The 20,596-nt window shown below is 61.8% G+C and carries 23 protein-coding genes and 1 pseudogene; 5 read left to right on the top strand and 19 right to left on the bottom strand.

Annotated elements, in window-relative coordinates; all coding sequences use genetic code 11:
• Positions 1-168 precede the first annotated feature (168 nt).
• The 10 genes from J1C49_RS13025 to J1C49_RS13070 all read right to left on the bottom strand — a co-directional run bounded on the left by J1C49_RS13025 (position 169) and on the right by J1C49_RS13070 (position 9,480).
• On the bottom strand, positions 169-597 hold the full coding sequence (locus tag J1C49_RS13025) for a ribbon-helix-helix protein, CopG family (RefSeq protein ID WP_227446264.1): 429 nt from the start codon (positions 595-597) through the stop codon (positions 169-171).
• Positions 598-607: 10 nt separating this feature from the next.
• Positions 608-2,596, bottom strand: a complete 1,989-nt coding sequence (locus J1C49_RS13030) for a conjugal transfer protein TraG (protein ID WP_227446265.1) — start codon at positions 2,594-2,596, stop codon at positions 608-610.
• A gap of 16 nt (positions 2,597-2,612) precedes the next feature.
• Positions 2,613-4,379, bottom strand: a complete 1,767-nt coding sequence (locus J1C49_RS13035; protein ID WP_227446266.1) for a DUF3363 domain-containing protein — start codon at positions 4,377-4,379, stop codon at positions 2,613-2,615.
• Between the two features lie 247 nt (positions 4,380-4,626).
• Positions 4,627-5,370, bottom strand: coding sequence for a lytic transglycosylase domain-containing protein (locus tag J1C49_RS13040; protein WP_227446267.1), 744 nt, complete (start codon positions 5,368-5,370; stop codon positions 4,627-4,629).
• A 3-nt stretch (positions 5,371-5,373) separates the two neighbouring features.
• Positions 5,374-5,709, bottom strand: coding sequence for a DUF736 domain-containing protein (locus J1C49_RS13045; protein WP_227446268.1), 336 nt, complete (start codon positions 5,707-5,709; stop codon positions 5,374-5,376).
• Positions 5,693-6,283, bottom strand: coding sequence for a S26 family signal peptidase (locus tag J1C49_RS13050; RefSeq protein WP_227446269.1), 591 nt, complete (start codon positions 6,281-6,283; stop codon positions 5,693-5,695). Before J1C49_RS13050 ends, J1C49_RS13045 begins: the two co-directional genes overlap by 17 nt.
• On the bottom strand, positions 6,280-6,798 hold the full coding sequence (locus J1C49_RS13055) for a DUF2840 domain-containing protein (protein ID WP_227446270.1): 519 nt from the start codon (positions 6,796-6,798) through the stop codon (positions 6,280-6,282). Before J1C49_RS13055 ends, J1C49_RS13050 begins: the two co-directional genes overlap by 4 nt.
• Entirely contained in the window at positions 6,795-7,883 is a 1,089-nt protein-coding gene (locus J1C49_RS13060) for a replication initiator protein A (RefSeq protein ID WP_227446271.1), read from the bottom strand. The genes J1C49_RS13055 and J1C49_RS13060 overlap by 4 nt, the downstream gene beginning before the upstream one ends.
• Before the next feature lie 19 nt (positions 7,884-7,902).
• Positions 7,903-8,187, bottom strand: a complete 285-nt coding sequence (locus J1C49_RS13065) for an AlpA family transcriptional regulator (RefSeq protein WP_227446272.1) — start codon at positions 8,185-8,187, stop codon at positions 7,903-7,905.
• Between the two features lie 405 nt (positions 8,188-8,592).
• On the bottom strand, positions 8,593-9,480 hold the full coding sequence (locus tag J1C49_RS13070; protein WP_227446273.1) for a WYL domain-containing protein: 888 nt from the start codon (positions 9,478-9,480) through the stop codon (positions 8,593-8,595).
• A 126-nt stretch (positions 9,481-9,606) separates the two neighbouring features.
• Here J1C49_RS13070 and J1C49_RS13075 point away from each other — a divergent pair, with 126 nt between their 5' ends.
• Genes J1C49_RS13075 through J1C49_RS13090 form a run of 4 tightly spaced genes read left to right on the top strand, consistent with a single transcriptional unit; the run spans position 9,607 to position 13,576 of the window.
• Positions 9,607-10,572 carry a CBASS oligonucleotide cyclase gene (locus tag J1C49_RS13075; protein WP_227446274.1) on the top strand — a complete coding sequence of 322 codons (966 nt, stop codon included), beginning with the start codon at positions 9,607-9,609 and terminating at the stop codon, positions 10,570-10,572.
• 9 nt (positions 10,573-10,581) lie between these two features.
• Positions 10,582-11,094 (top strand): hypothetical protein, encoded by a 513-nt coding sequence (locus J1C49_RS13080; RefSeq protein ID WP_227446275.1) that lies wholly within the window; start codon positions 10,582-10,584, stop codon positions 11,092-11,094.
• Entirely contained in the window at positions 11,094-12,041 is a 948-nt protein-coding gene (locus J1C49_RS13085) for an AAA family ATPase (RefSeq protein ID WP_227446276.1), read from the top strand. The genes J1C49_RS13080 and J1C49_RS13085 overlap by 1 nt, the downstream gene beginning before the upstream one ends.
• Before the next feature lie 5 nt (positions 12,042-12,046).
• The gene (locus J1C49_RS13090; RefSeq protein WP_227446277.1) at positions 12,047-13,576 is read left to right on the top strand and encodes an SAVED domain-containing protein; all 1,530 of its coding nucleotides are present in this window, start codon (positions 12,047-12,049) and stop codon (positions 13,574-13,576) included.
• A gap of 186 nt (positions 13,577-13,762) precedes the next feature.
• On the opposite strand, the gene J1C49_RS13095 is transcribed toward J1C49_RS13090, so the two are convergent.
• The 4 genes from J1C49_RS13095 to J1C49_RS13110 all read right to left on the bottom strand — a co-directional run bounded on the left by J1C49_RS13095 (position 13,763) and on the right by J1C49_RS13110 (position 15,250).
• The gene (locus J1C49_RS13095; RefSeq protein WP_227446278.1) at positions 13,763-14,278 is read right to left on the bottom strand and encodes a DUF2285 domain-containing protein; all 516 of its coding nucleotides are present in this window, start codon (positions 14,276-14,278) and stop codon (positions 13,763-13,765) included.
• Complete coding sequence (locus J1C49_RS21965; protein WP_227446279.1) at positions 14,202-14,528, bottom strand: transcriptional regulator domain-containing protein; 327 nt, start codon at positions 14,526-14,528, stop codon at positions 14,202-14,204. The genes J1C49_RS13095 and J1C49_RS21965 overlap by 77 nt, the downstream gene beginning before the upstream one ends.
• Before the next feature lie 103 nt (positions 14,529-14,631).
• On the bottom strand, positions 14,632-14,913 hold the full coding sequence (locus J1C49_RS13105; RefSeq protein ID WP_227446280.1) for a DNA -binding domain-containing protein: 282 nt from the start codon (positions 14,911-14,913) through the stop codon (positions 14,632-14,634).
• 88 nt (positions 14,914-15,001) lie between these two features.
• The gene (locus tag J1C49_RS13110; RefSeq protein WP_227446281.1) at positions 15,002-15,250 is read right to left on the bottom strand and encodes a helix-turn-helix transcriptional regulator; all 249 of its coding nucleotides are present in this window, start codon (positions 15,248-15,250) and stop codon (positions 15,002-15,004) included.
• Here J1C49_RS13110 and J1C49_RS13115 point away from each other — a divergent pair.
• The gene (locus tag J1C49_RS13115) at positions 15,249-15,437 is read left to right on the top strand and encodes a hypothetical protein (protein WP_227446282.1); all 189 of its coding nucleotides are present in this window, start codon (positions 15,249-15,251) and stop codon (positions 15,435-15,437) included. The two genes, J1C49_RS13110 and J1C49_RS13115, sit on opposite strands and share 2 nt — an antisense overlap.
• A gap of 75 nt (positions 15,438-15,512) precedes the next feature.
• Here J1C49_RS13115 and J1C49_RS13120 read toward each other — a convergent pair whose 3' ends face one another.
• The 5 genes and pseudogenes from J1C49_RS13120 to J1C49_RS13140 form a co-directional block, all read right to left on the bottom strand.
• Complete coding sequence (locus J1C49_RS13120; protein WP_227446283.1) at positions 15,513-15,914, bottom strand: single-stranded DNA-binding protein; 402 nt, start codon at positions 15,912-15,914, stop codon at positions 15,513-15,515.
• Between the two features lie 554 nt (positions 15,915-16,468).
• Positions 16,469-16,885, bottom strand: coding sequence for a hypothetical protein (locus tag J1C49_RS13125; protein ID WP_227446284.1), 417 nt, complete (start codon positions 16,883-16,885; stop codon positions 16,469-16,471).
• Positions 16,886-17,098: 213 nt separating this feature from the next.
• Positions 17,099-17,893 (bottom strand): annotated as a pseudogene (locus J1C49_RS13130) (prephenate dehydrogenase/arogenate dehydrogenase family protein); the annotation flags it as partial.
• A 318-nt stretch (positions 17,894-18,211) separates the two neighbouring features.
• Positions 18,212-19,147, bottom strand: a complete 936-nt coding sequence (locus tag J1C49_RS13135; protein WP_227446286.1) for a DUF2493 domain-containing protein — start codon at positions 19,145-19,147, stop codon at positions 18,212-18,214.
• 331 nt (positions 19,148-19,478) lie between these two features.
• Positions 19,479-20,516 (bottom strand): toprim domain-containing protein, encoded by a 1,038-nt coding sequence (locus tag J1C49_RS13140; protein ID WP_227446287.1) that lies wholly within the window; start codon positions 20,514-20,516, stop codon positions 19,479-19,481.
• Positions 20,517-20,596: the final 80 nt, after the last annotated feature.

Genomic DNA, 20,596 nt, shown 5'->3' on the forward strand with positions numbered 1-20,596 from the left:
GCGGTATAACCCGTGCTCAGGTCGCAAAGCCTGCCAAGCCGCGATTCTAGAAAACTCTGTATCATGGCTACAGCAGATAAGCCGCGCCATCTCAAGAGTCAACGAGATTTCTGCAGTATTAGCGATACTGCATTTTTGCCTTTGGGTTGGATGTCTGTGTTTAGAGCCTTAGTCCGCTGGTTGGGCGCCTTCCATCGAACCCTTATCCCCCGGAAGTTCATCCGCAAACCACCGCCCCTTCTGCACTCGCTTCCCCAAGGTCTCGACAAACCCGTCGAACCGCTCGCGGCCCTTGGCCTGTGCCGCGGCCTGCTGCTCCTGTGCGATCGGCGGAGTGATGGTGAGCCAGAAGCGGACGAAGAGCGCGAGCGTCTCGGTCGTGATCCGCTGGTCGCGTTCCAGCCGCGCGACCTGGCGGGAGAGGCGATCGAGGCGGCGCGTCAGGGCGGCCTCCTGCATGTCGGCGTGATCGGGCGAGAGGAAGGATTCGACCGCCGCCTCGACGATTGCCGATCGGGTCACGCGTTTCCGGTCGGCGATGTCGTTGATCCGGCCGATCAACTCGGCTGGTAGGGAGAGGTTGAGACGGTCGCGCATAGGTCAGTCCTCAGAGATCGATGCCATCGTTGCGGTCCATCGAAGCCTGTCGGGCCACCTGGCCCATCTGCTTGCGCAGGGCCTGCCGTTGTCGTGCGGTCTCCTCCGCTTCGTCGTCGAGCATCATCTCGAACTCGCGCGCCGGTTCGGCCGTCTTTTCCGGGGCTGCGGCCAAATGCTCAGCCAAGTCGGGTTCCCGACGCAGGCCTGCATTCGCTTCGTCCGCATTGGTCGAAGCTTTCGAGGATCCCACTGGCGTATCGGCTTTGATGGCCGGAAGCGATGACCATGGATCATCCTGCAGGACCGGATCTCCTTTCCGCGCTTCTGGCGGCGGCTCTACGCGATCGACGAACCGTCTGTCCTCGAAGTACCGTGCTTTCTTCGCGCGGATCGGCGGCGATCCTGCGACCATGACGATTTCGTCGTCGGGCGGGAGCTGCATGATCTCGCCCGGCGTCAGCAGCTGGCGCGCGGTCTCGGAGCGCGAGACCATGAGGTGACCTAGCCAGGGCGCCAACCGGTGGCCGGCGTAGTTCCTCATCGCCTTCATCTCGGTCGCCGTGCCGAGCGCATCCGACACGCGTTTGGCGGTGCGTTCATCATTGGTCGCGAAGCTCACCCGGACGTGGCAATTGTCGAGGATGGCGTTGTTCTGGCCATAGGCCTTCTCGATCTGATTGAGCGACTGGGCGATCAGGAAGCTCTTGATCCCGTAGCCCGCCATGAAGGCCAGTGCGCTTTCGAAGAAGTCGAGCCGCCCGAGTGCGGGGAATTCGTCGAGCATCATTAGCACGCGATGACGACGGCGCGTGTCCTTCAAATCCTCGGTCAGACGTCGACCGATCTGGTTCAGCACAAGCCGGATCAGCGGCTTGGTGCGGGAGATGTCCGAGGGCGGCACGACGAGGTAGAGGGTCGTCGGCTGGTCCGCGCCTATGAGATCGTCGATCCGCCAGTCGCAGCGCCGGGTCACATGTGCGACTACGGGATCGCGGTAGAGGCCAAGGAAGGACATGGCCGTCGACAGAACGCCCGAGCGTTCGTTGTCGGACTTGTTCAGAAGCTCCCGCGCGGTCGAGGCAATGACCGGATGCGGGCCGGCGTCTCCCAGATGACGCGCCGCCATCATCGCTTCGAGGGTCTGCTCGATCGGACGGCGCGGATCGGACAGGAATGCGGCAACGCCGGCCAGGGTCTTGTCGGGTTCGGCGTAGAGCACATGCAGGATCGCGCCGACCAGCAGCGAGTGCGAGGTCTTTTCCCAATGGTTGCGTTTCTCGAGGGAGCCTTCGGGATCGACGAGCACGTCGGCCACGTTCTGGACATCGCGCACCTCCCACTCTCCCCGGCGGACTTCGAGCAAGGGGTTGTAGGCGGCAGAGGTCATGCTTGTCGGATCGAAACGCAGCACCCGGCCATGGCGCGCACGAAACCCGGCGGTCAGGTCCCAGTTCTCGCCCTTGATGTCGTGGACAATGGCGGAGCCCGGCCAGGTCAGCAGCGACGGGACCACGAGGCCCACACCCTTGCCCGACCGGGTGGGCGCAAAGCAGAGGACATGCTCCGGCCCGTCGTGGCGCAGGTAATCCTGATCCAGCCTGCCGAGCACGACACCATCGGACCCCAGCAGCCCGGCGGCCTCGACCTCGGCCCTGTTCGCCCAGCGGGCCGAGCCATAGGTATCAACGTCTGCGGCTTCGCGCGCCCGGATCACCGACATGGTGATGGCCACGGCGATGGAGATGAAACCGCCCGAGGCCGCGATCGCGCCGCCCTCCCAGAACACCGTGCGCGCATAGGCATCGTAGAAGTACCACCACCAGAAGAAGGCAGGCGGCGGGTAGATCGGCATGCCGAAGGCCTCGAACCACGGGCTGCCCAGCTGCGCCTGAAACCCCAGCCGCCAGGCCACCCATTGCGTTGCGCCCCAGGTCGTCGTGAGCACGATCAGAAAGACGGCGAGGATCTGGCCCCAGAGGATTTTCGTGGCGGTCATGGTCAGTGTCCTTTCGTCAGATGCCGAGCCCGCGCTTGCGCCCAAGGCTCCAGTCGATCCCGCCGCCGCCGCGCACGATCCCTGTGATGTGGTGGCCAAGGCGGGGCTCGATCTCGCGGGACCAGGGGACGAGCTGGAAACTGCGCCCGCCGTCAGGGCCGATACCCTCGATCATCGCGTAGCGGCCGGAGGACAGACGGAGCTGCCGGGTGTAGGTGCCGGACACATGCTCACCGGACTTTGCCGGACGATGTGGCAAGCCTGTCTCGGTCTCGAGGGTCTTGCCGACAGCATCGAGCTCGCGCTGCCGCAGGGTCGCGAGGAGATTGCGCTGGAAGATGATCCGCTGTCCCTGCCTTCGGGCCAGCCCTTCGTCCGCGAGATGTTCGGCACGGGCATCGAGCGCCTCCCGGACTTCCGCCCCGAACCCGCCCATCGCAAGCGGCATGCGGGAACGTTCGACCAGACGGTGATCGAGCCAGGTCGCGCCGGGCGCGGTGATCTGGCCTTGCAGGTCGAGATCGGACCGGTTGGCCAGGACAAGCGTCGGGCGCGGATCGTCCGGACCACCAAAGCGACGGACCTCAACGATGCCGCCGGGCGCGGGTGCCTGGTCGAAGACGTCCAGACCGCGATAGCGGACATGATGCGCGCGGCCATCCGTCCCGTCGATCACGGCATAGGCGGTGCCGGACTGTTCGTCATGCAAGCCCGTCTCGACCAGCCTCCCGATGATCGGGTCCCCTGGCGTGCCCACGTCGATGGCGAAATCGGAGAAGCCGCGGTCCTGCCCCCGCTCGGCGAAGACGCGGTGCATCGTCTTGATGATATCGCCGCGCTCGCCCAGGTCGCGGAGCGTGCGTTCCGCCTCGAGCCCGAGCATCCATTCACCAGGGCGGCCTTCCGAGGCCAGGCCGAGTTTCCGTAGATGCTGCAAGCGGCCGATCATCAGCCGGCGGATTTGCGGGTCCGCGGGTCCGGGTGCTGGGGGGCGCAGGTCGAGCATACCGAGATCGTCGGCGTGATAGCGCAGCTCCCGGTCGAGGCGCGTCCAGCGTTCTGCCGTGACCTCCTTTTCGAGCGCATGCCGGATTTCGTGCTCCGGCTTTGGGCCGAGCTCCAGCGTAACGAGTTCCTCGGCGCGGGACCGCAGCCCGCTGCTGATGTAGTCGCGCGCGATCACGAGATCGCCGCCACGATCATCCATGCCACGGACGATCAGATGCACATGCGGATTGTCGGTGTTCCAGTGATCGACCGCGACCCAGTCAAGCCGCGTGCCGAGATCGGCTTCCATCCGCCGCGCGAGATCGCGGGTGAACCCGCGCAGGTCCTCCATCTCTGCGGCATCCTCGGGCGAGATGATGAAGCGGAAATGGTGCCGGTCGTCCTCGCATCTTGCCGCGAAGTCGGAACCGTCCAGACCGTCGGTCTCGGCATCGAAGAGTAGGCCCTTCTCCCCATCCTTGCCGACGCCGTCACGGCGGAGATAGGCGAGATGGGTCGAGAGAGGTGCCGCACGGTAGGCCCGGCCCTTGTGGCGGGCGATGCGGGCTTTGACGACAACGCGGCGCGCGGGCGAGAACAGTCGGCTGCGCCCGAACCGGCCATGGCCGCGCCCGAAGGTCGAGCGCCCTGGCCGACCCGGACTGCGAGACGGCCCGGTGTGCCCGGCTTTCTGAGCCGCACGCAGCACCTGGTCCACGAAGCTTTTGGAACGCGGCGTTCGGGTGCTCCGGGGCTTGCCCGGTCGGATCCGGAAATCTCGCTCGGTCTCGGTCATGCGCCGGACCATCCGAGGCTCGAAACGCTCCTGTGCATGCCGAAGCATTGAAATCGCTGGGAAAATCCTCGAAACCTGCACACGACCGAATGCCATGCACACGAAAAGGCCAGTCCCTTCAGGGAGTTGCGGCATTCGTGGCAGGCGCTTTTATCTCGCCCTTTTCCCTTCCCGCCCGTTGCCCGAGCGTGCCCTTCCGCCGCGTTTGCGACACGGCCCTCCAGAGCCTGCAAAACCGCGATTCCGCTCATGGCCGTGTCTCCACGCCAGGCCGGACAACGAAAATGGCGCGATTGGGGGCGACTGGACCCGTTTCACGGGCCGGTCGACCTGCATCCGGGCTGCCGCCATTCTGCAGTGGATGCGCCGCCGATCTGTCGGTGAAGAGGGACGCCTCGCGCCAATCGGCGACGGTTGCGCGGCTCGGGAGCGGTGCCGTGCCATCCAAGCGCGGAGCCAGCATCGCGACATAGGCGCGGGTCTCGGCGGGAAGCCGACGGCCTTCCGAGAGGTATGCGTCATACCGGCCCGGCCCCGCATTGTATGCGGCGAGCATGCCACCGACGGTGCCATAGCGATCGAGCATTGCGCGCAGATAGGCCGTGCCCGCGATGATGTTATCGCGCGGATCGAAAGGATCAGCGCCGAGACCATGGTCCTCCCGCAAGACGCTCCATGTTCCGGGCATGACCTGCATCAGTCCCATGGCCCCGGCATGGCTGACCGCACGCGGATCGCCCGCGCTTTCGGCCTGCATCACGGCGCGGATCCAGTGTTCCGGGATCACGAAGCGCGCGGAGGCTTCGGCAATTGCGGCTGAATGGGGATCGCGGGCCGGATCGCGGATGACGACCGGGATTTCGGCGAGCGCCTGACTGTAGATCGGCGTTGTCACGGCAAGGCCGGAAAGAAGGAAGGCAGCCCAGATTTGCGCGATGCAGGGTCGCTCAACCGTGATCCGGCCGTTGCGTTTGAGGAAGATCGGCGGCATCGCTCACCCTGCCCCATTGCGCTTCGGCGGACGGGTCCACTGCAGCGACCAGACAGAACTTTCGCCGTTGCGGAAGAGGTTGGCGCGGATGGGCTGCGCCAGCATCGGTTCATCGATCAGCACCGAGAAATACTCGCCGGCCTTCTCCCCGGTGCGCGCCCAGGCCGCGCCGATTTCACGAGCAAGGTCGCCATCTCCGTGAAAAAGACGGTAGTCGGGTGCGTTCTCGGCCTCGGTCGGCTCGACCTTGCTCAGGGTGATCTCGAGGTCGAGTGTGAGCGTTCGGATATACCCGGCAAAGCCGGATTTCGTGCGGGTGAATTCACCGATCTGGGGCATGGCGTGCCTCCTTTCTGTCGCGGTGTGGTGTGGAAACCGGATGCGCCGACTCGGCGGTAATGGCATCGTCGACGGTCCAAAGCGGTGTCAGTCGGGCAGTGATCGCGGTGCGCGGCAAGGGCCCGAAATACCGCCCGTCCAGGCTGTCCGGCGCATCCGGGTTCATGAGAAAGACTTCGCCAGCTCCAAGTCGATGACAGCCCCGCCATACGGGCAAATCGCGGCCGTGGCGGTCCTGCGCATGGGCGTAGCCGAGACGCCGATGATCGACCGTGATCCTGTCGCCCGAGCGGCAGACCAACACCCCTTCGAGCGCCACGACATGCTTGAGCAGCGGCACGCCGCGCGGAATGTATCCGCGCGCATCGAGGTAGTCCGAAAGCGCCGGTGGTGGCTGAACGGCCACCAAGTCGCCGATGACCATTTGGTCAACCGGGTGCAGCCGATAGAGCCCGATTGGAACGCTCGCGCTGGCATTCCACAGCACGCGCGGCGACCATGTGCCAACTGCAGGTAGCACGATCAGGGTGACCGACAGGGCCGTCGCCGAGATGATGGTGCGCCGCGCTTTCATAGCCCAAGGCTCCGCCGCTTGAACCAAGCCCGGTGCTGAAGACACGTATAGGTGTGGGCCGGTTGTGCGGTGGTCAGGCGATTGTGCAGGTGTCGCCAGTAGTCCGGCGAGGCATCTGCCGGGTCGATCCCGAGCGCCTCGATCGCGTCGATCGCCTGCAACACGCGTTCGACCTTGGGCCAGCCGTGGGTGGAGAGCAGCAAAGTCCCTCCGGGCCGCAGATAGGGCAGCGTTTGCATCGGCGTTCCGGGCGTTGCAACCTGCAGGATGTCGAAGCGCGAGAGGACCGTGCCATAGGCATTGGCGGCCCAGCGATTGACCCCGAAGATAGTGCCCGGTGCGAAGCCGAAGCGGCGCCGGTGATGATCAATGCGCTCTTCGCTGACTGGATGGCCGAACCGAATCCACTGTTCGATCTGGCCCTCATTCCAGGTCAACTCGACGAAGGTCAGGTCGCCTTCGCAACCGATATTCTGTGCACCAACCTGGCGCGGTTCCGAGCGGATCGAGCTCATGTCGTCGCCCTCCTCGACGTGCCGAGAGGTCGCTCGGGTTTGTTATTCCGAAGGTGCGTTTCGAGGGATAGAGCGCGTCCGATTTCGGGCCTGTCCCCAGTGGGGGTACCGCAACAAGAGTTAGATTCTGAGTTAGAATTTAAGTTACGGCCCCGAATTCTGTCGTCTTTTGAGATGGATGGAACCAAACCGGGTTCCTGATAGCACGAGGGTCCGGTTCCCGATGGCACGATACCCGAGGTTCCCGATGGCACGAGCCCGTCCACAGCCTGTCCACAGGGCTCGAAGGCGAGGAGTCGTCTCCCCCGAGCCTCGATCTCGAGCGCCAGGCGATAGCCCGGCAATGGCTGTCGGCGGATGATGTCCCGCAGCTCGAAGGCAAACCTCTTGTAGGGCGAGAGGCTGCCGGATTTGACGTGGAGATGTCGGAACTCGAACCGCCACCCAGCCTTTTGGCGGCCGCCATGCTTGCGAACCAGCCGATAGAGCCAGCGATCGAGGCCACCCGTCAGATCGAAATAGGCGCGGTCGATGGTCAGGATCAGCGCGTCATCGAGGACCGCGCGGTAGAACCAGTCCGGCACGATCAGCTCGATCCCGTCGGGGCGGCCAGTGGCATCGGTCCGCTCCGTCCACTCGTTGATCCAGGAGAACCGGTGCCGGCGTCCTTCGGCGAGTTGGCGGATCGAAGTGCAGACCGTCGTCGACTGCAATCTGTCCAGCGCCGCCTTCAACCGATGATAATCGCGCGCCGAAGTGCCCCGACCAATGAAGGTGAGGATCTGGTACGGCGTCGCCGCCATGAGCCGCGACGTGCGCAACCCGGAATCGCGCGCCTCGACGATCTGGCTGGCCACCCAGATCAGGATATCGGCGTCCCAGATCGTGGCCATACCATGGTCGGCCACGGCCTCGACGCGGATTTCGACACCGCCCACCGCGAACTCGATGGGCCGCGTTCGATGGCTCTTGGACAGGGAAAAGAAGGGATAGGACATGAGGTCCTGCGCGTCCCGTGCGGCGAACTCGCCCGGGAGGGCGTGGAACAGATCGAGCTGGCCGCGTTCTGATGCATTGCGGGACATCGGCGAAGCCTCGACCGGATCAGCGGAAGGCCCGGCCCGCGGGCGGGGTCGCGGCCAGCACATGGCGCTTCGCGGGCAACACGCGACCTCCGCGCGGATCGGACGTGGAGGTCACAGCACCGCGCTGGACCCAGGCTTCGAGATCCTCGATCGAATAGACGACCCGCCCACCCAGCTTGTGATAGGCCGGGCCGGTGCCATAGGTGCGGTGCTTCTCGAGGGTCCGCGCGGACAGGCTGAGGAACTGCGCAGCCTCCTTGGTCCGCAGATAGCGTGGCGGCAAAGGAGCGTGATCGGGTCGCATGGAAAGCCTCCGTGGGGTCCGTGAGGCCGCCGGACATTGGCGGCTGATTGGGGCCACAATGGCGAAGTGCGACGGGTCGGATGGAGTGCGAAGATGGGGGCACGGAAATCGCACACTACGATGTATGCTTGAGGCGATCGCCGATATGCTATGGATGGGATGATGCAAAAGACTTAGACCGAGGCGGGACTTTTGCCGACCTTCCTTGGATGCTTGTGGCGCTGGTTTTTTTGGGTGCCAGACCCGTGGAGTCGCGCGGAATGCTGAAATCTGCCGCAGACGCTAGTGACCACATCGCGATCTTCGAAATCACGCGCTTAGAGATAAACAAGCACCGCTGTGCACGTATTGCCGAGAATAATACGCGGTAAGAATCCGATGCTTCTGCAGCTGCCAATCAAACTCTCAGGCCTCTGCGCATAGTTTCTTAGACTTCTCGCGCGCCGTGACGATCGCAGCCTCGACTTCAGAGAGATTTTCCAGACAGATTTGGGCGCGAGCCGGTTCGAGGATATCAATGTCTAAGTTCAGACGCTTAATGAAGTAATATGCCAAAGACAGACGCATCTCGATTCTGCGTATCCCATCGCGCATATCGTAGTCGCACTGGACCGCTTCGCTCTGCGCCTTACTCAGGCCCGGATGAGGGCACAACAAAAGTTCAATCTTGTTTTGCCAAGCAAGGTCATTCTCTGGGTTAAATTGCGCTAGCTTTAGTTCGCCCAATCGCTCGATCCGCGTCAGGACGAAATCGCGAAACTCATTGCGCTCACAGCAATATGCACGCGCGTGCCAGCGATGACCGTCGAAAGCCAAGGCATGCGGCGCGATATCGCGCCATCGCGTGCTTGTGAGGGACCGGTAGTAAATGGAAACGGCTTTCCTTAACCGAATAGCAGTCAGGATCTTTTGAAGGACCGCGGCGCGCACATCCCGAACGATCTCTGGAACTACATCGACACTGGGTAGTTGGCTGAACGGGACGTCGTCGCGTTTCACGACGCCGTTCACCAAAGCCCGTAGTTGCAGCAGTAGGCGGTTAGCCGAGACACGCAGGAAGCGCGGCTTCATCCCACTCGTTGCTACAAACCTTTTCTCTGTCGCATTGTATTCAATGTTGTCTCCAGCAACCTCCCGGTAGTTCCTAAGGTCGACGGAGGCTTGCGGCGTGGAAATACCAAAGCGCTCCTCGAGATCACTTCGGTTCAGATGACCCTCCCAGAACAGACGCCACTCGATGAATTCAAAACGGGGAGCGAGATTGCGGCCGGGAGATGGCAAGTTGTCAGTCATGGTCTACCCCTATCGGTTCTTGACAGGTATAGCAGCTATACCCATATAGTTTCAATAACGTTGATGCGAGTCGGCGGGAGGAGCCTCGGATCGAAACAATGATGCTGCAGCATGAAAGGCTGGAGGATGAGCAGAGATCATGTAGGCCATCGCGAAATCGAGCAGTTTGCGAGGGATCGGGTAAACCTTCCGAAGGAAAAGGCGAACGAGTACCGAGCTCAGGCCCGTCGGCTTCGTGAGAAGCTTGAGGGCTACCTCGACGAACATCCCAACTTCACGCTGCGGAAAATGTTGCTGTCCGGAAGCCTGGCGAAAGGCACCGCTCTTCGGTCGCTGAACGACATCGATGTCGCCTGTTACGTCAGCGGAGCGGACGTTCCTCGCGATATCGAAGAATTACTCAACTATATCGCGGAACGCTTGCGAAAGGCGTTTCCTAACTTTACGCCCGACCAGGTTCAGCCGCAGACCTATTCGGTAACCGTGTCCTTCAAGGGAACCGGGCTGGACGTCGATATCGTTCCCATCCTCTACAGCGGTGATCCACAGTGGTATGGCGACCTCGTGAGTCAGGAAGATGGTTCATTCCTTAAGACCAGCATTCCGCTGCACCTCGAATTCGCGACCAAGCGTAAGAAGGCCCAGGAGACACACTTCGCTCAGGTCGTGCGGCTCGTGAAGTTCTGGGCCCGTCGCCTCAAGAACGAAAATCCCGACTTTCGGTTCAAGTCATTCATGATCGAGATGATCATGGCCAAGCTCTGCGACAATGGTCTCAATCTCAGCGACTACCCTGAGGCCCTTCAGCACTTCTTCACCTACATCGCGCGGGACAACCTGCGCGAGCGTATAGTGTTCGCCGACTACTACTCGCCGTCCAGCGTCGGGCCGCTCGCCGATCCAGTGCAGATCATTGACCCGGTCAATGCCGAGAACAATGTCGCGCGTCTGTATACGCCGTCCAACGTTGAAATGATTGTGGAGGCCGCACTTGATGCCGGCGATGCCATAGATGCCGCCCTGGCGGCGCCTACAAAGCAGCTGACCGTCGCCTACTGGCAGAAGGTCTTCGGCTCAACATTCCAGGTGTGAGATAGCGGTATGACATACAGTCTCACAGTTTCCGAAAGCTCCACCTTCACCGTTACGCACGCGCGTCACATGGCGGCAAAAGTGGCGACGGACCTTAAGCGCGTGCAGCGTTTCTATGGTTCACCCAGCGACAGCCAGATCGCAGACTATGAATCAGAGGCGATCGCGCTGATGAAGGCCGGCTATCTAAATTACGTCTGGTACGGGTTCAAGCGCAACGGTCTCTGGATCGAACCGACGCTGAAATACACGGCGCAGGACCTTTATAGCGGATCGGTCGACGATGATCCGGGAAAGATCCGTCCGGGTGCTGATGTCTCCGGCGCGTCCTTCTATAGCTATCTGACCTACAGCGCCAAGTGGTTCGAGTTGAGCACTGCGGAGCGCGACGCCTTCGAACGCGGCCTCCCGTATGTCAGAACCGGTGCTGCCGAACCGGAGGTAAATGGATACCTCTCGACTGACAAGACCTACTCTTCCGGCGGGCGGGCCCTTGAACGTGCAACCGTGCGGAGCTTCTGATGCAGACTACACCAACCCTTGATGACCTTTTCGACCGTCGCCTTGTCTATCCGGATTTTGAGCCACAAGAGAGGCTCGCCCGTCTAGTTGGCCTCGATCAGCAGAAAGACAGACTGACGAAAATCCTCGGCTTGTTGGTCAATCCAGCCGGTCTCACTGACTGGGCCAATCGCCATCACCCGGGGGCAGATACCCTTCTAGATACTGTGTTACGCAGGCCTCCTCTAGTGGTGCTTGCAGGCGATGTCGGGTCGGGCAAGACCGAGCTTGCCGAAACCATCGGCGATACGGTCGCCAGGCAAGAGAGGATCGAAATCACGCTTCTACCACTGAGCTTGTCGACCCGTGGTCAAGGTCGCGTCGGCGAAATGACTCAACTCATTTCAGCGGCGTTCGACTACACTCTGCAGGAGGCAAGCAAGCTGACTACAGGAAATCGGCGTAGCCGCGGCGCTGTTATCCTGTTGGTTGATGAGGCCGATGCATTGGCGCAATCACGAGAGGCAAGCCAAATGCACCATGAGGACCGCGCAGGCGTAAATGCTTTCATAAGAGGCGTCGATCAAATCGCAAATGCCAAAGTTCCGGCCGCCATCATCATGTGCACAAACCGATTGAATTCACTCGACCCGGCTGTCCGCCGACGCGCTGCCGACATCCTCGAGTTCTCACGTCCGGACGACGCTCAGCGCCACTTCGTACTGTCAACGCGTCTTGAGCCCCTTGGTCTTTCACCGGAGCAAATAAGGGCGCTGGTTGACGCGACAGGGCAAATGGAAGGTAGGGTATACGGTTTCACCTTTTCCGATCTGACGCAGCGACTCATTCCAACGCTTGTTCTGGATGCATATCCGTCGCGACCGGTGGATGGTGAGCGTGCGGTCCAAATTGCGCGCGGAATGAGACCGTCCCCGCCCTTCCGCGATGTTTTAGCACGAACTGATTAGTGTCGATGGCACAGGCAGTAACAGTTCGACGCGATGGCGACACCTTTCAGGCCCGCCAGTTTTGGCTCCGGGCAGCTCAGTTGCTAGACCCGGTGAGCCCCATCGTCCGTGTAGGCTTTGAGAGTGGCCCCAAAAGTTTCGACGATGTCTGGACGGAGTATGCAGCCGGTCGAGAACCGAAAGACGCATCTGGTCAGCCGCTAAGGCGAGAGCACATTCAATCGAAATGGCATACATCTCCTGGCACCTTTGGATACGCCGATTTGATTGATCCGGAGTTTATCAATGCGAACGCACGGTCTTTGCTGCAACGCGCACGAGACGCTCAATTAGAAAACGCCCCTGATGGCGTGGGGACCAAATTCAAACTTGTAACGAACTGGCATCTTGATCGTGGCGACAACCTTAGTCCGCTCATTAGTCAGAGATCTGGATCCATTCGCCTTGATCGTCTGTTCGGCACCAAAACCGACAATAGCAAAGCCGGGATGATACGCAAGTTATGGAGAGAGCACCTCGATATCGATGATCACGATCTGCGTATTTTTGCCAACACAATAACGTTCGGCACTACATCGGGAACACTCGAAGAGCTTCGCGGCTGGCTCGATATGCTTTTCGCATCGGTTGGTTTGCGCAGGGTTCCTGCTCACGAAAGTGCCTTCTTCTACGACGATTTGGCATTCCAGTGGATGGCGCAAGGGCGAGTTGAGTTTGACGAAAAAGCGTTCAGAACAATCTGTAACGATGAGGGGCTTTTCAACGGCGCTGCGGAGAGGCCGAAAGTGTATGGGGTGAAGTCATTCGAACACGCTTTTGATCGGCTTGAGGATCGATGCGACGATGTTCTCAATCTGGTGCCAGCCTTCGACAAACGGTTCATTCAGGACGAGGCTGATTGGTCGTCGAAGCTTTATCCAGAACTCTCGGTGTTTCTTCGGGATGCGGCAGGCGATCGGCCCGAGTTACGGTTGGCTCTCGACGCACATACGACCTTGGCGTTTGCTGCCGGGAGCATACTCAATGTAAAATCAGGCCGTCACGTAGAGTTGGAGCAGAGAACACCAAGGCGAGATGTCTGGAGCGCCGATGATGTTCCGGTGGATCCGAACTGGCCGGGGCTGGAGCAGTCAGTCATAGTTCTGAACGCGGACGCTCCCGATATTGCAGTTGCAGTGGGTATCACTCATGACATCACCAATGACGTCCGAAGCTATGTAGACGACCACTTGCCTGATGTTGGGCGGATGCTGATCCTCGGCCCCTCTTGTGGTGCAGGATACCATTCTGTCGTGGCCGGACGGCACGCGTTTGCGCTGGCACAGGCAGCAAAGAACGCCATGCGTTCGGCGATGTTTGAAACGTCACACGAAGCTCGCGTTCACTTATTCATCGCAGCTCCGAACGCGCTGACATTTTTCCTAGGTCAGCAGGCGCCAGTGCTCGGAGGTGTTCGACTCTATGAATATGACTTCGAGGGCTCGCGCGACCGAACTTATCGTCCTTCATTGACCCTTCCAGTGGCCGCCTCCTAGAGCAGATGCACGATAGACTAGTCGCTTGGGAGATCGCTGCCAACATCGCCGAAGCGCACAGCGCCGCGTAGCCGGCTTGCGCAAGGGAGCAGTGAGACCAGCACCTGCCTCAAGGATCCCACTGCAAGGCGTTCCGGCTCAGCGCTGGGGAAACCACGGCCTTAGGGAAGCCTGCTAGGGTTTTCATCAATACACGCGCCGCGAGCGCAGTAGCGTGCAGTACCCACCTTCAACCATCTTTCGGGCATCGCGCAGCAAGGCCATAACCGCGAAGCGCTCCGGTGCGCTCTGCCACTCGTCCCGGCTGACCCGGGATAGCCGAAAGACCACTTCGGCTATCTCGCGCTGCGACGCTCTGGCCATGTGCCCGTCATATGCCTGCAACATGCGTTTGGCACGCAGTCGCTTCTGGCGGGTAAGACGTTTGTCGTCAGGAAGCAATCTGCCGTGAAGCTGCGCAAGCAAGCGAAAGACAGCGTCGAGACGCGCAAAGCCATCCTGATCGAGAGGGACGATCGCAACAAGCGCATCGGCGTCGGGATCCGATTGCAGAATCTGGAGGCGATGCTTCCCACTGGCATCAAGAAGATGGTGGATGCCGTCATGGGCGTATTTGACTGTCCCTTCAGGGAGGATCGTCGGTTCCACCGCGCCGCTCAGGACCTTCGGAACCTTCTGCAGCACGACCACCGAGGGATCCACCTTTGGGTCCCAAAGTGCGCGGGCCTTTGGAGCCGGGAGGTTGGGATCGGCCGCGAAATCGTAACCCCCATTTGTCGAGGAGCGCATCTTTCAGAGACGCGTCGTCCGGTGCGGCCTTGGAGAGGGTCGCGTAGTCCTGTGCGTAGCGCTTGTTGCGGCGCAGCCATTCCCAGGCAAGATCGGACGCGCTCAGGTCTTCGACGTAGTCGTACTCTGCCGAGGAACGCCAGCCGGAGCGTTCCGACGGCATGACAAATCCCGTTCGTCAACTTCTCTGAAACGACCTGATTTTACACGTTTTGATTGATCTTCGGGAGTCCGGCCCACCCTGCATGGGCGGGTTTCGGCGTGACTCAGCCGTTCGGGCCGTCACCCCCCTGCCGAAGCAGGTCGCGATAGCCGTGCTCGGTCATCCAGCGAGCCCGCGCGAGGTGACTATCATAGACATTCCTGCAGCGATCGGGATCATGCTTCGGATCGAGTCCAAACAGGACTTCGACCACTTCCTGCCAATCGGCTCCTTCCTCGGCAGCGTCGAAAATGCGGAGGTAGAGAACCATATGAGCATGGTCGTAGTCGGTCAGCGTGTCGCTGTCCGGCGGAGCATCCAGAAATGTCGTCTCGCCCTGTGCCATTTGCCTACAGGATCGCAGAAACGACCCCCCTCCCGAAGTTGCCTTTCCGTACAGGCGCGCCACCGATATCCGCATCAACCGGTTACGATCACTTGGCCTTTTTCGCCTTGGTCACATCAATCAAGACGCCTTCACCCTGGTCCAAACGCAGAAAAGTGATCCCTGCATCCTCGAACACCCGCCGCACCTGGTCTTCGGTCGACTCGTAGACAGGAAGATCCTTCTCGGATTCGAGCCTTTTCAGTGCGGTCAGTGATACCAGGGCCTTATCGGCTAGCTCCTGCTGCGTCCATCCCAGCAATGCGCGCGCGGCCCGTGATTGTCGGGCGGTGATCATGATGATCACCTCCCACCCGGCCATTCATACATGCCAGAACTACGACTATTTTAGTCGCACTTCCGGGGGCTTGCCAGTGATCATCGCGGTCAGTGGCCGTTTCGGGGATTGGATCGCGCAGGAAGGCGACCTGCGTGCGACTCAGTGCCCGTCCAGCCGCTGCGCGCGGCGGGATATCGCCGAATGATACGAATTGTGATCGGCGTCCGGGAGTGCCATCGGAGAAGCCCGGCAGCTCCCGCCGCCGGGCGTCGGTGCCGTGTCAGGACTGGTTGTCCTCATCGTCGATGAAGGAGGGCTCCTCGTCCTCGGCCTGCTTGGCCTTTGTCAGGAAGTCGACCGTCTCGGCGATGATCTCGCAGCCGTAGCGATCGACACCCGCGGCGTCGGTCCACTTGGTGTAGTGGATGCGGCCGCGGACCAGGAGCTTCATCCCCTTCTCGCAGTACTGCTGGACCGTCTTGCCGAGGCCGTTGAAGCAGGTGATGCGGTGCCATTCGGTGTCCTGGACGCGGTAGCCGTTCTCGTCGCGGACGACCCGGCCTTCGGAGTAGCGCGGGCGGGAGGTGGCAAGGGTGAAGCTGGTGATCGAGGTGCCGCCTTGGGTGGTGCGGGTCTCGGGGGCTTGGCCGATGTTGCCAGCGAGGATGACGATGTTCTGCATGGTATGTCTCCGTTGCTTCATCCGGAGGGACCGTCCCTCCGATGAGGCCCGTCAAAGACCGCGGGACGTGGCCTGCACGGACACCCCCGGTGTCCGCTCGACCCCCAAGGCGGGACGTGGCGCGGGCAGGCGTGGAACACGCCAACACGGGTCCCGCCGCGCGGGGTTGCCGGCTTCGGACGGACGGGCTTAGGGGATCAATCAGGAGGAGGGACAGGTCTTCTCGGGGGAGCGCCAACGGGGACGCAGGGCAGAAGCATCATCCTCACAACAGGCAACCTGGGCCCCCAGATCACGCGCCCATCGGCATTCGGCCTCACGCACCCACCATCGCTTACCGCAGCTGCGCTGTGTCCGATGGCCATAAGCCGCAGTCAGAACCGAGTGCGTCAGGCATCGTTCACCGTACTCACAGGCATCGGCCCGGTTGGTCCATGGTCATGCGAGAAGTGAGGGATGGTCTGGGCTTTGGCCTGCCATCAGCCAAGAACCGTCGCAGCGCAGATTTCCACCGCGCCTGCGATCAACTGACGAGGGACGACCGCAACCGAGGGCTAAGGGTCGAGAAGCCCCTCGCCCAAGGCATTGAGGTTGATCATCGCCGCAACGGCGACGACCGCGCCGCAGCCGGCACAGAGAAGCGTCAGCAGGATACCTGGATCGAGCGCATGTTTCGCGACGCCGTGGGCCAACGCGTAGCCCGCCACGGCGGCGGGCGCCGCAAAGAGGCCGAGCGCCCCGAGGCGGAGGAACGGGTTCCTAGCAAGGCCGAGAATGGCAATGACGAACGCGACAGAGAGCGCCGCCCCTGCCAGTCCGGCAAGGAAGGACAGGCCGAAACCGGCACCGCCACCATGAACCTGCAGGAACGCAGCGATTCCGGCCATGACCGGCAATGCGAAGACCGCGAAGCGAAAGGCCAGCACGCCAAGGGCGATGGATAGTGAGATGGCAAGAAGAACAAGCGACATGGACGCCTCCATGGGTCTGTGACTTTTGGGATCACGACAGGCTGCCCGAATGTGCGCACCGCCTGCGACTATACTGCTTCGCCGGTTCTGCTCGCGGAATTATGCCCCAATTTCATGTGCTGCCCAAGTCGAGCATCGTAGAGAAGCGGACCTTCGCGCATCATCCAGCCAAGGACAGCAGTGCGGAGAAAACTGCCGTTGGACGCCGCTCGTTCAATGTCCGTTTTCGTCGAATGGCGATATCCTCGATGCTGTTTCCAGCTCGGCACTTAATTCTGAGGCCAATTCAAAAAACCGTCGTCGCACTGTCTCGGCGTAGGGATTGGCCTTCTCGATCGCTTCGAACACTTCCGGTGCATCGTGCTGAACCATGGAAACCGCCTCGGACAATAAATCAAAACTCTTCGTTGTCATACGCGTTGGCAAGGGCCCCATTCTCAGAAGCACTTTGGCAATGAGATGTGTGAGCCCTTGGACAATTGCGGCTTCTTTGTCGTGATCTTCCGGGGTCGATATGATGACGGTAAGACCCAGAGCCATGCGCAAGAATGCAGCAAGCCTCGCATGCCGTCTTCCCTGGATGGGGCAGACGGCGATTTTTAACCCTTCAATGCCCTTCGCAGCGCTTTGAGGGCCGAACAAGGGGTGCGTTGCGACGATGTCTACATTGCTCGGTAGCAGCCGCCGCATGATTTCAGATGGAATGGTTTTGACCGAGCCAACATCGACAATCAGCGCCCCGGGTCGACAAGCAACCGCGATTTCGCTGACAACCGTCTCAAACGAGGACACCGGTGCCGCAATGAGGATCACATCAGCCTGCGAAACCGAGCGCAACGATGTCAGAGGCACTCCGAGTTTCTCGGCCGACGAGGCAACGACCAAGGACGGATCGTAAGCCGTTATTTCAAAATGCTGGCCGAGATGACGGGCGGCAAGTTGTCCGAACGCACCAAACCCCACAATGCCGAGCGACGACTTATGAATTCTGTTGTTGTTTTTCATTTTTCGACCTTTGAAGTGCCGCCTGGCAAAAGGTCGATTGCATGTTGACCGCTGTCAGGGGCAGCGGAAAACCAATGATGAATGGCCCGCAGCTATGGAAGCTGAGGGTAATAGTCCTGCAATGCGAAGAACGAGTTCACCATACCAGCAGTGATAGTGCACCCCTGAGAGCAGCGTCAATGCTACTGCTTCACAGCGGTCATTGGTCGTGGCGCAGCATCATGGAGGTATGGGCTCGAACCGGAATTTTGCTGCGATGCGCGTGAAGGTCCGGTCTGACGCGGTGGTGCCCCGCTGTACGGGTCGGGCAGAAGACGGCGCTCACGCGCTGCCCTCGTGCTTGAGGACCGGAATTCCCAGCTTCCGGGCCTTGTCGGCGAGGTTCTCCTGGATCCCGGTGCCCGGAAAGACCAGCACCCCGATCGGCAGGACATCCAACATCGCGTCGTTGCGTTTGAACGGGGCCGAGCGGCCGTGCTTGGTCCAGTCAGGCCGAAAGGCGACCTGCGGCACTTTGCGGTGATCGGCCCATCGGGAGGCGATGAGTTCCGCGCCCTTGGGTGAGCCGCCATGCAGCAGCACCATGTCCCGGTGCTTTCCATGGACCCGGTCGAGCCGCGCCCATATCAGCCGGTGATCGTTGAAATCCGCCCCGCCGGTCACGGCCACCTTGGGGCCTTCGGGCAGAAGCAGCTGCGCCTCGGCCCGGCGGCGGGCGGCGAGGAAATCCCGGCTGTCGATCATCGCGGCGGTCAGGTTGCGATGGCTGACCCGTGAGCCGGTCCGCGGATGCCAGGGCTTGCCGAGGTGATGCTCGAAGCCCTCTGCTGCGAGGTCGCGAAAGAGTTCCAGCGCCGTGCGCCGTTCCACCATGCTCTGCCCCTCGGCCACGAGGCGTTCGAGTTCGAGGGATTTCACCTCCGAGCCATCCTGTTCCCGCTGCAGGCGGCGCTGCGCCTGTTCGTTGTCGTCGAGTTGCCGCTCGGCCCGCGCCAGCGCACGGTGGAAGAGGTTGACTGCGCCCCAGAGCAGTTCGTCGAGATCGGGCTCAAGCCGCGTGTCGCCGAGCGTCGCGACGAGGGCATCGAAGATATCGGTGACAGCACCGGCGATCTGGTCGCCCTCGGGCAAGGGGCGCGGATCGGGTTCATCCTCGTATGGGCGCCAGCCGTAGAGCTGGAGTTCGGTCAGGACACGTGCGGTCGAGGACGTGCTGTGATGCGGCTCGTGGGCACCGGTTTCGGGATCGAGGGTCATTTGCGGGTTCCTTCCTCTGGGGAGCCGCGCGCCACACGCGGCCTTCGTGGCAGGAACGCGCCCACGGGCGGGGCGGCCGGGCAGCCCGAGCCTTTCGCGAGGGCCTTGATGGCCAAGCCCGGCTATTTTGCCTCGCGATGCAAAGCGCCCCGCCGGGGCGCGGCGGAAAATAGCCGGAGCGCGGCCATTGCCGGGCCGGCCCGATTGTGGGCCTCCTGCCCTCTGAGAAGGCCGTGCGCGCCGGCCTTTCCCGTGGATGGGAACCGCGCGCGGGATGCCCCTGCGAAAACGATGCTGTGAGCCGTGCAGCGCCAGTCCGATTGCCGCCCTGTCACGCCGGCATGAACCGCGCGGCGTCGTCGGCGTGGAGATGAAGCCGCAACCGCGCTTGCAAAGCCGCCAGCCCATAGCGCCGGAGATCGTCGTTGAAGTCGCCCAGTCGCGGCGTGAGGGTCTGCGCCTCGATCCCGGCTTCGGCTGCGCGCGCCTCCAGTCGATCCCGTGCCGCCGCGCCTGCGGGATCACGGTCGCGCAACACGTAGAGCCGCCGCAGACTGACGGGAAACCGGATGGCGGCCAGGTGTCCCGATGACAGCGCCGCGACGGCGGGCAACTCAAGCAGGGCCGAGCGCACGGAAAGAACCGTCTCGATCCCCTCGCCCGCGATGAGCACGTCACCGGGCACGCCGAACCGCACCCCGTTCCCGAGCAAAGCGCCCATCGCGCGCCGCGGTGTGTCTATATCGGCCTTGGCGCTCCCGTCCGGCCGCAGCCAGGTGCGATGGGTCCCGGTCTGGCGGCCTTCGAGATCGGTGATGGCGGCCAGCATGGCCGGAAGCCGCGCGACCGGCCCGCGGCCTTCGGGCCGATAGAAGCAAGCGGAGTGGAAGCGCAGGCTTGGCATTTGGTCAATCGCTCCGATACCACGCCCGCGCAGATAGGTTTCCACCGGAGTGCCGACGATCGGCACGGCCATTGCAAACAGGCGTCGCGCCGCTTCCTCGGATCCGGTGGCAGCTGGTGGCCGTGAATGTGGAGAATGTTGTCGGGGTGGATCAGGCAAAGGCAGGCTCAAGAAGCGTCGGGCCTCGTCGGCAACGTCCTTGAATTCGACCAACCCGCAGCTTTCACGGATGACATCGAGCAGGTCGCCATGCTGTCCCGTGGCTGCGTCGGTCCATTTTCCAGCGGCACGGTTGCCGGACAGTGGCCCGGACAGCCGAACGAACATGGATCGGCCCGGTGTGTTATGAACGTCTCCCACCAGCCAGTAATGACCCTGCTTCCGGCCGTTCGACAGATAGTGCCGGCACACTGTTTCGGCGTTCTGGGAAAGCTGGCGTGAAAGCTCGGTGGCGGGGCTCGTCATGGCGGTCTCCAAGAGGGTTGGACGCAATCAGGGGCCCGCCATGACTGACGGGCCCCTGACTTTGGACCTTGGGGGAAGGT

It is taken from the genome of Cognatishimia sp. F0-27, assembly GCF_020667845.1.
Taxonomy (GTDB): domain Bacteria; phylum Pseudomonadota; class Alphaproteobacteria; order Rhodobacterales; family Rhodobacteraceae; genus JAFMPQ01.

Excerpts from the sequence above, each read along its gene's own strand:
- J1C49_RS13105 (WP_227446280.1), bottom strand. The coding sequence starts at position 14,913 with ATGGCACAGGGCGAGACGACATTTCTGGATGCTCCGCCGGACAGCGAC.
- J1C49_RS13140 (WP_227446287.1), bottom strand. The coding sequence starts at position 20,516 with ATGACGAGCCCCGCCACCGAGCTTTCACGCCAGCTTTCCCAGAACGCC.
- J1C49_RS13055 (WP_227446270.1), bottom strand. The coding sequence starts at position 6,798 with ATGAGCTCGATCCGCTCGGAACCGCGCCAGGTTGGTGCACAGAATATC.
- J1C49_RS13115 (WP_227446282.1), top strand. The coding sequence starts at position 15,249 with ATGATGATCACCTCCCACCCGGCCATTCATACATGCCAGAACTACGAC.
- J1C49_RS13065 (WP_227446272.1), bottom strand. The coding sequence starts at position 8,187 with ATGCGACCCGATCACGCTCCTTTGCCGCCACGCTATCTGCGGACCAAG.
- J1C49_RS13040 (WP_227446267.1), bottom strand. The coding sequence starts at position 5,370 with ATGCCGCCGATCTTCCTCAAACGCAACGGCCGGATCACGGTTGAGCGA.
- J1C49_RS13110 (WP_227446281.1), bottom strand. The coding sequence starts at position 15,250 with ATGATCACCGCCCGACAATCACGGGCCGCGCGCGCATTGCTGGGATGG.
- J1C49_RS21965 (WP_227446279.1), bottom strand. The coding sequence starts at position 14,528 with ATGCCGTCGGAACGCTCCGGCTGGCGTTCCTCGGCAGAGTACGACTAC.
- J1C49_RS13075 (WP_227446274.1), top strand. The coding sequence starts at position 9,607 with ATGAGCAGAGATCATGTAGGCCATCGCGAAATCGAGCAGTTTGCGAGG.
- J1C49_RS13030 (WP_227446265.1), bottom strand. The coding sequence starts at position 2,596 with ATGACCGCCACGAAAATCCTCTGGGGCCAGATCCTCGCCGTCTTTCTG.
- J1C49_RS13070 (WP_227446273.1), bottom strand. The coding sequence starts at position 9,480 with ATGACTGACAACTTGCCATCTCCCGGCCGCAATCTCGCTCCCCGTTTT.
- J1C49_RS13125 (WP_227446284.1), bottom strand. The coding sequence starts at position 16,885 with ATGTCGCTTGTTCTTCTTGCCATCTCACTATCCATCGCCCTTGGCGTG.
- J1C49_RS13060 (WP_227446271.1), bottom strand. The coding sequence starts at position 7,883 with ATGTCCCGCAATGCATCAGAACGCGGCCAGCTCGATCTGTTCCACGCC.
- J1C49_RS13120 (WP_227446283.1), bottom strand. The coding sequence starts at position 15,914 with ATGCAGAACATCGTCATCCTCGCTGGCAACATCGGCCAAGCCCCCGAG.
- J1C49_RS13090 (WP_227446277.1), top strand. The coding sequence starts at position 12,047 with ATGGCACAGGCAGTAACAGTTCGACGCGATGGCGACACCTTTCAGGCC.
- J1C49_RS13135 (WP_227446286.1), bottom strand. The coding sequence starts at position 19,147 with ATGACCCTCGATCCCGAAACCGGTGCCCACGAGCCGCATCACAGCACG.
- J1C49_RS13045 (WP_227446268.1), bottom strand. The coding sequence starts at position 5,709 with ATGCCCCAGATCGGTGAATTCACCCGCACGAAATCCGGCTTTGCCGGG.
- J1C49_RS13035 (WP_227446266.1), bottom strand. The coding sequence starts at position 4,379 with ATGACCGAGACCGAGCGAGATTTCCGGATCCGACCGGGCAAGCCCCGG.
- J1C49_RS13080 (WP_227446275.1), top strand. The coding sequence starts at position 10,582 with ATGACATACAGTCTCACAGTTTCCGAAAGCTCCACCTTCACCGTTACG.
- J1C49_RS13085 (WP_227446276.1), top strand. The coding sequence starts at position 11,094 with ATGCAGACTACACCAACCCTTGATGACCTTTTCGACCGTCGCCTTGTC.
- J1C49_RS13050 (WP_227446269.1), bottom strand. The coding sequence starts at position 6,283 with ATGAAAGCGCGGCGCACCATCATCTCGGCGACGGCCCTGTCGGTCACC.
- J1C49_RS13025 (WP_227446264.1), bottom strand. The coding sequence starts at position 597 with ATGCGCGACCGTCTCAACCTCTCCCTACCAGCCGAGTTGATCGGCCGG.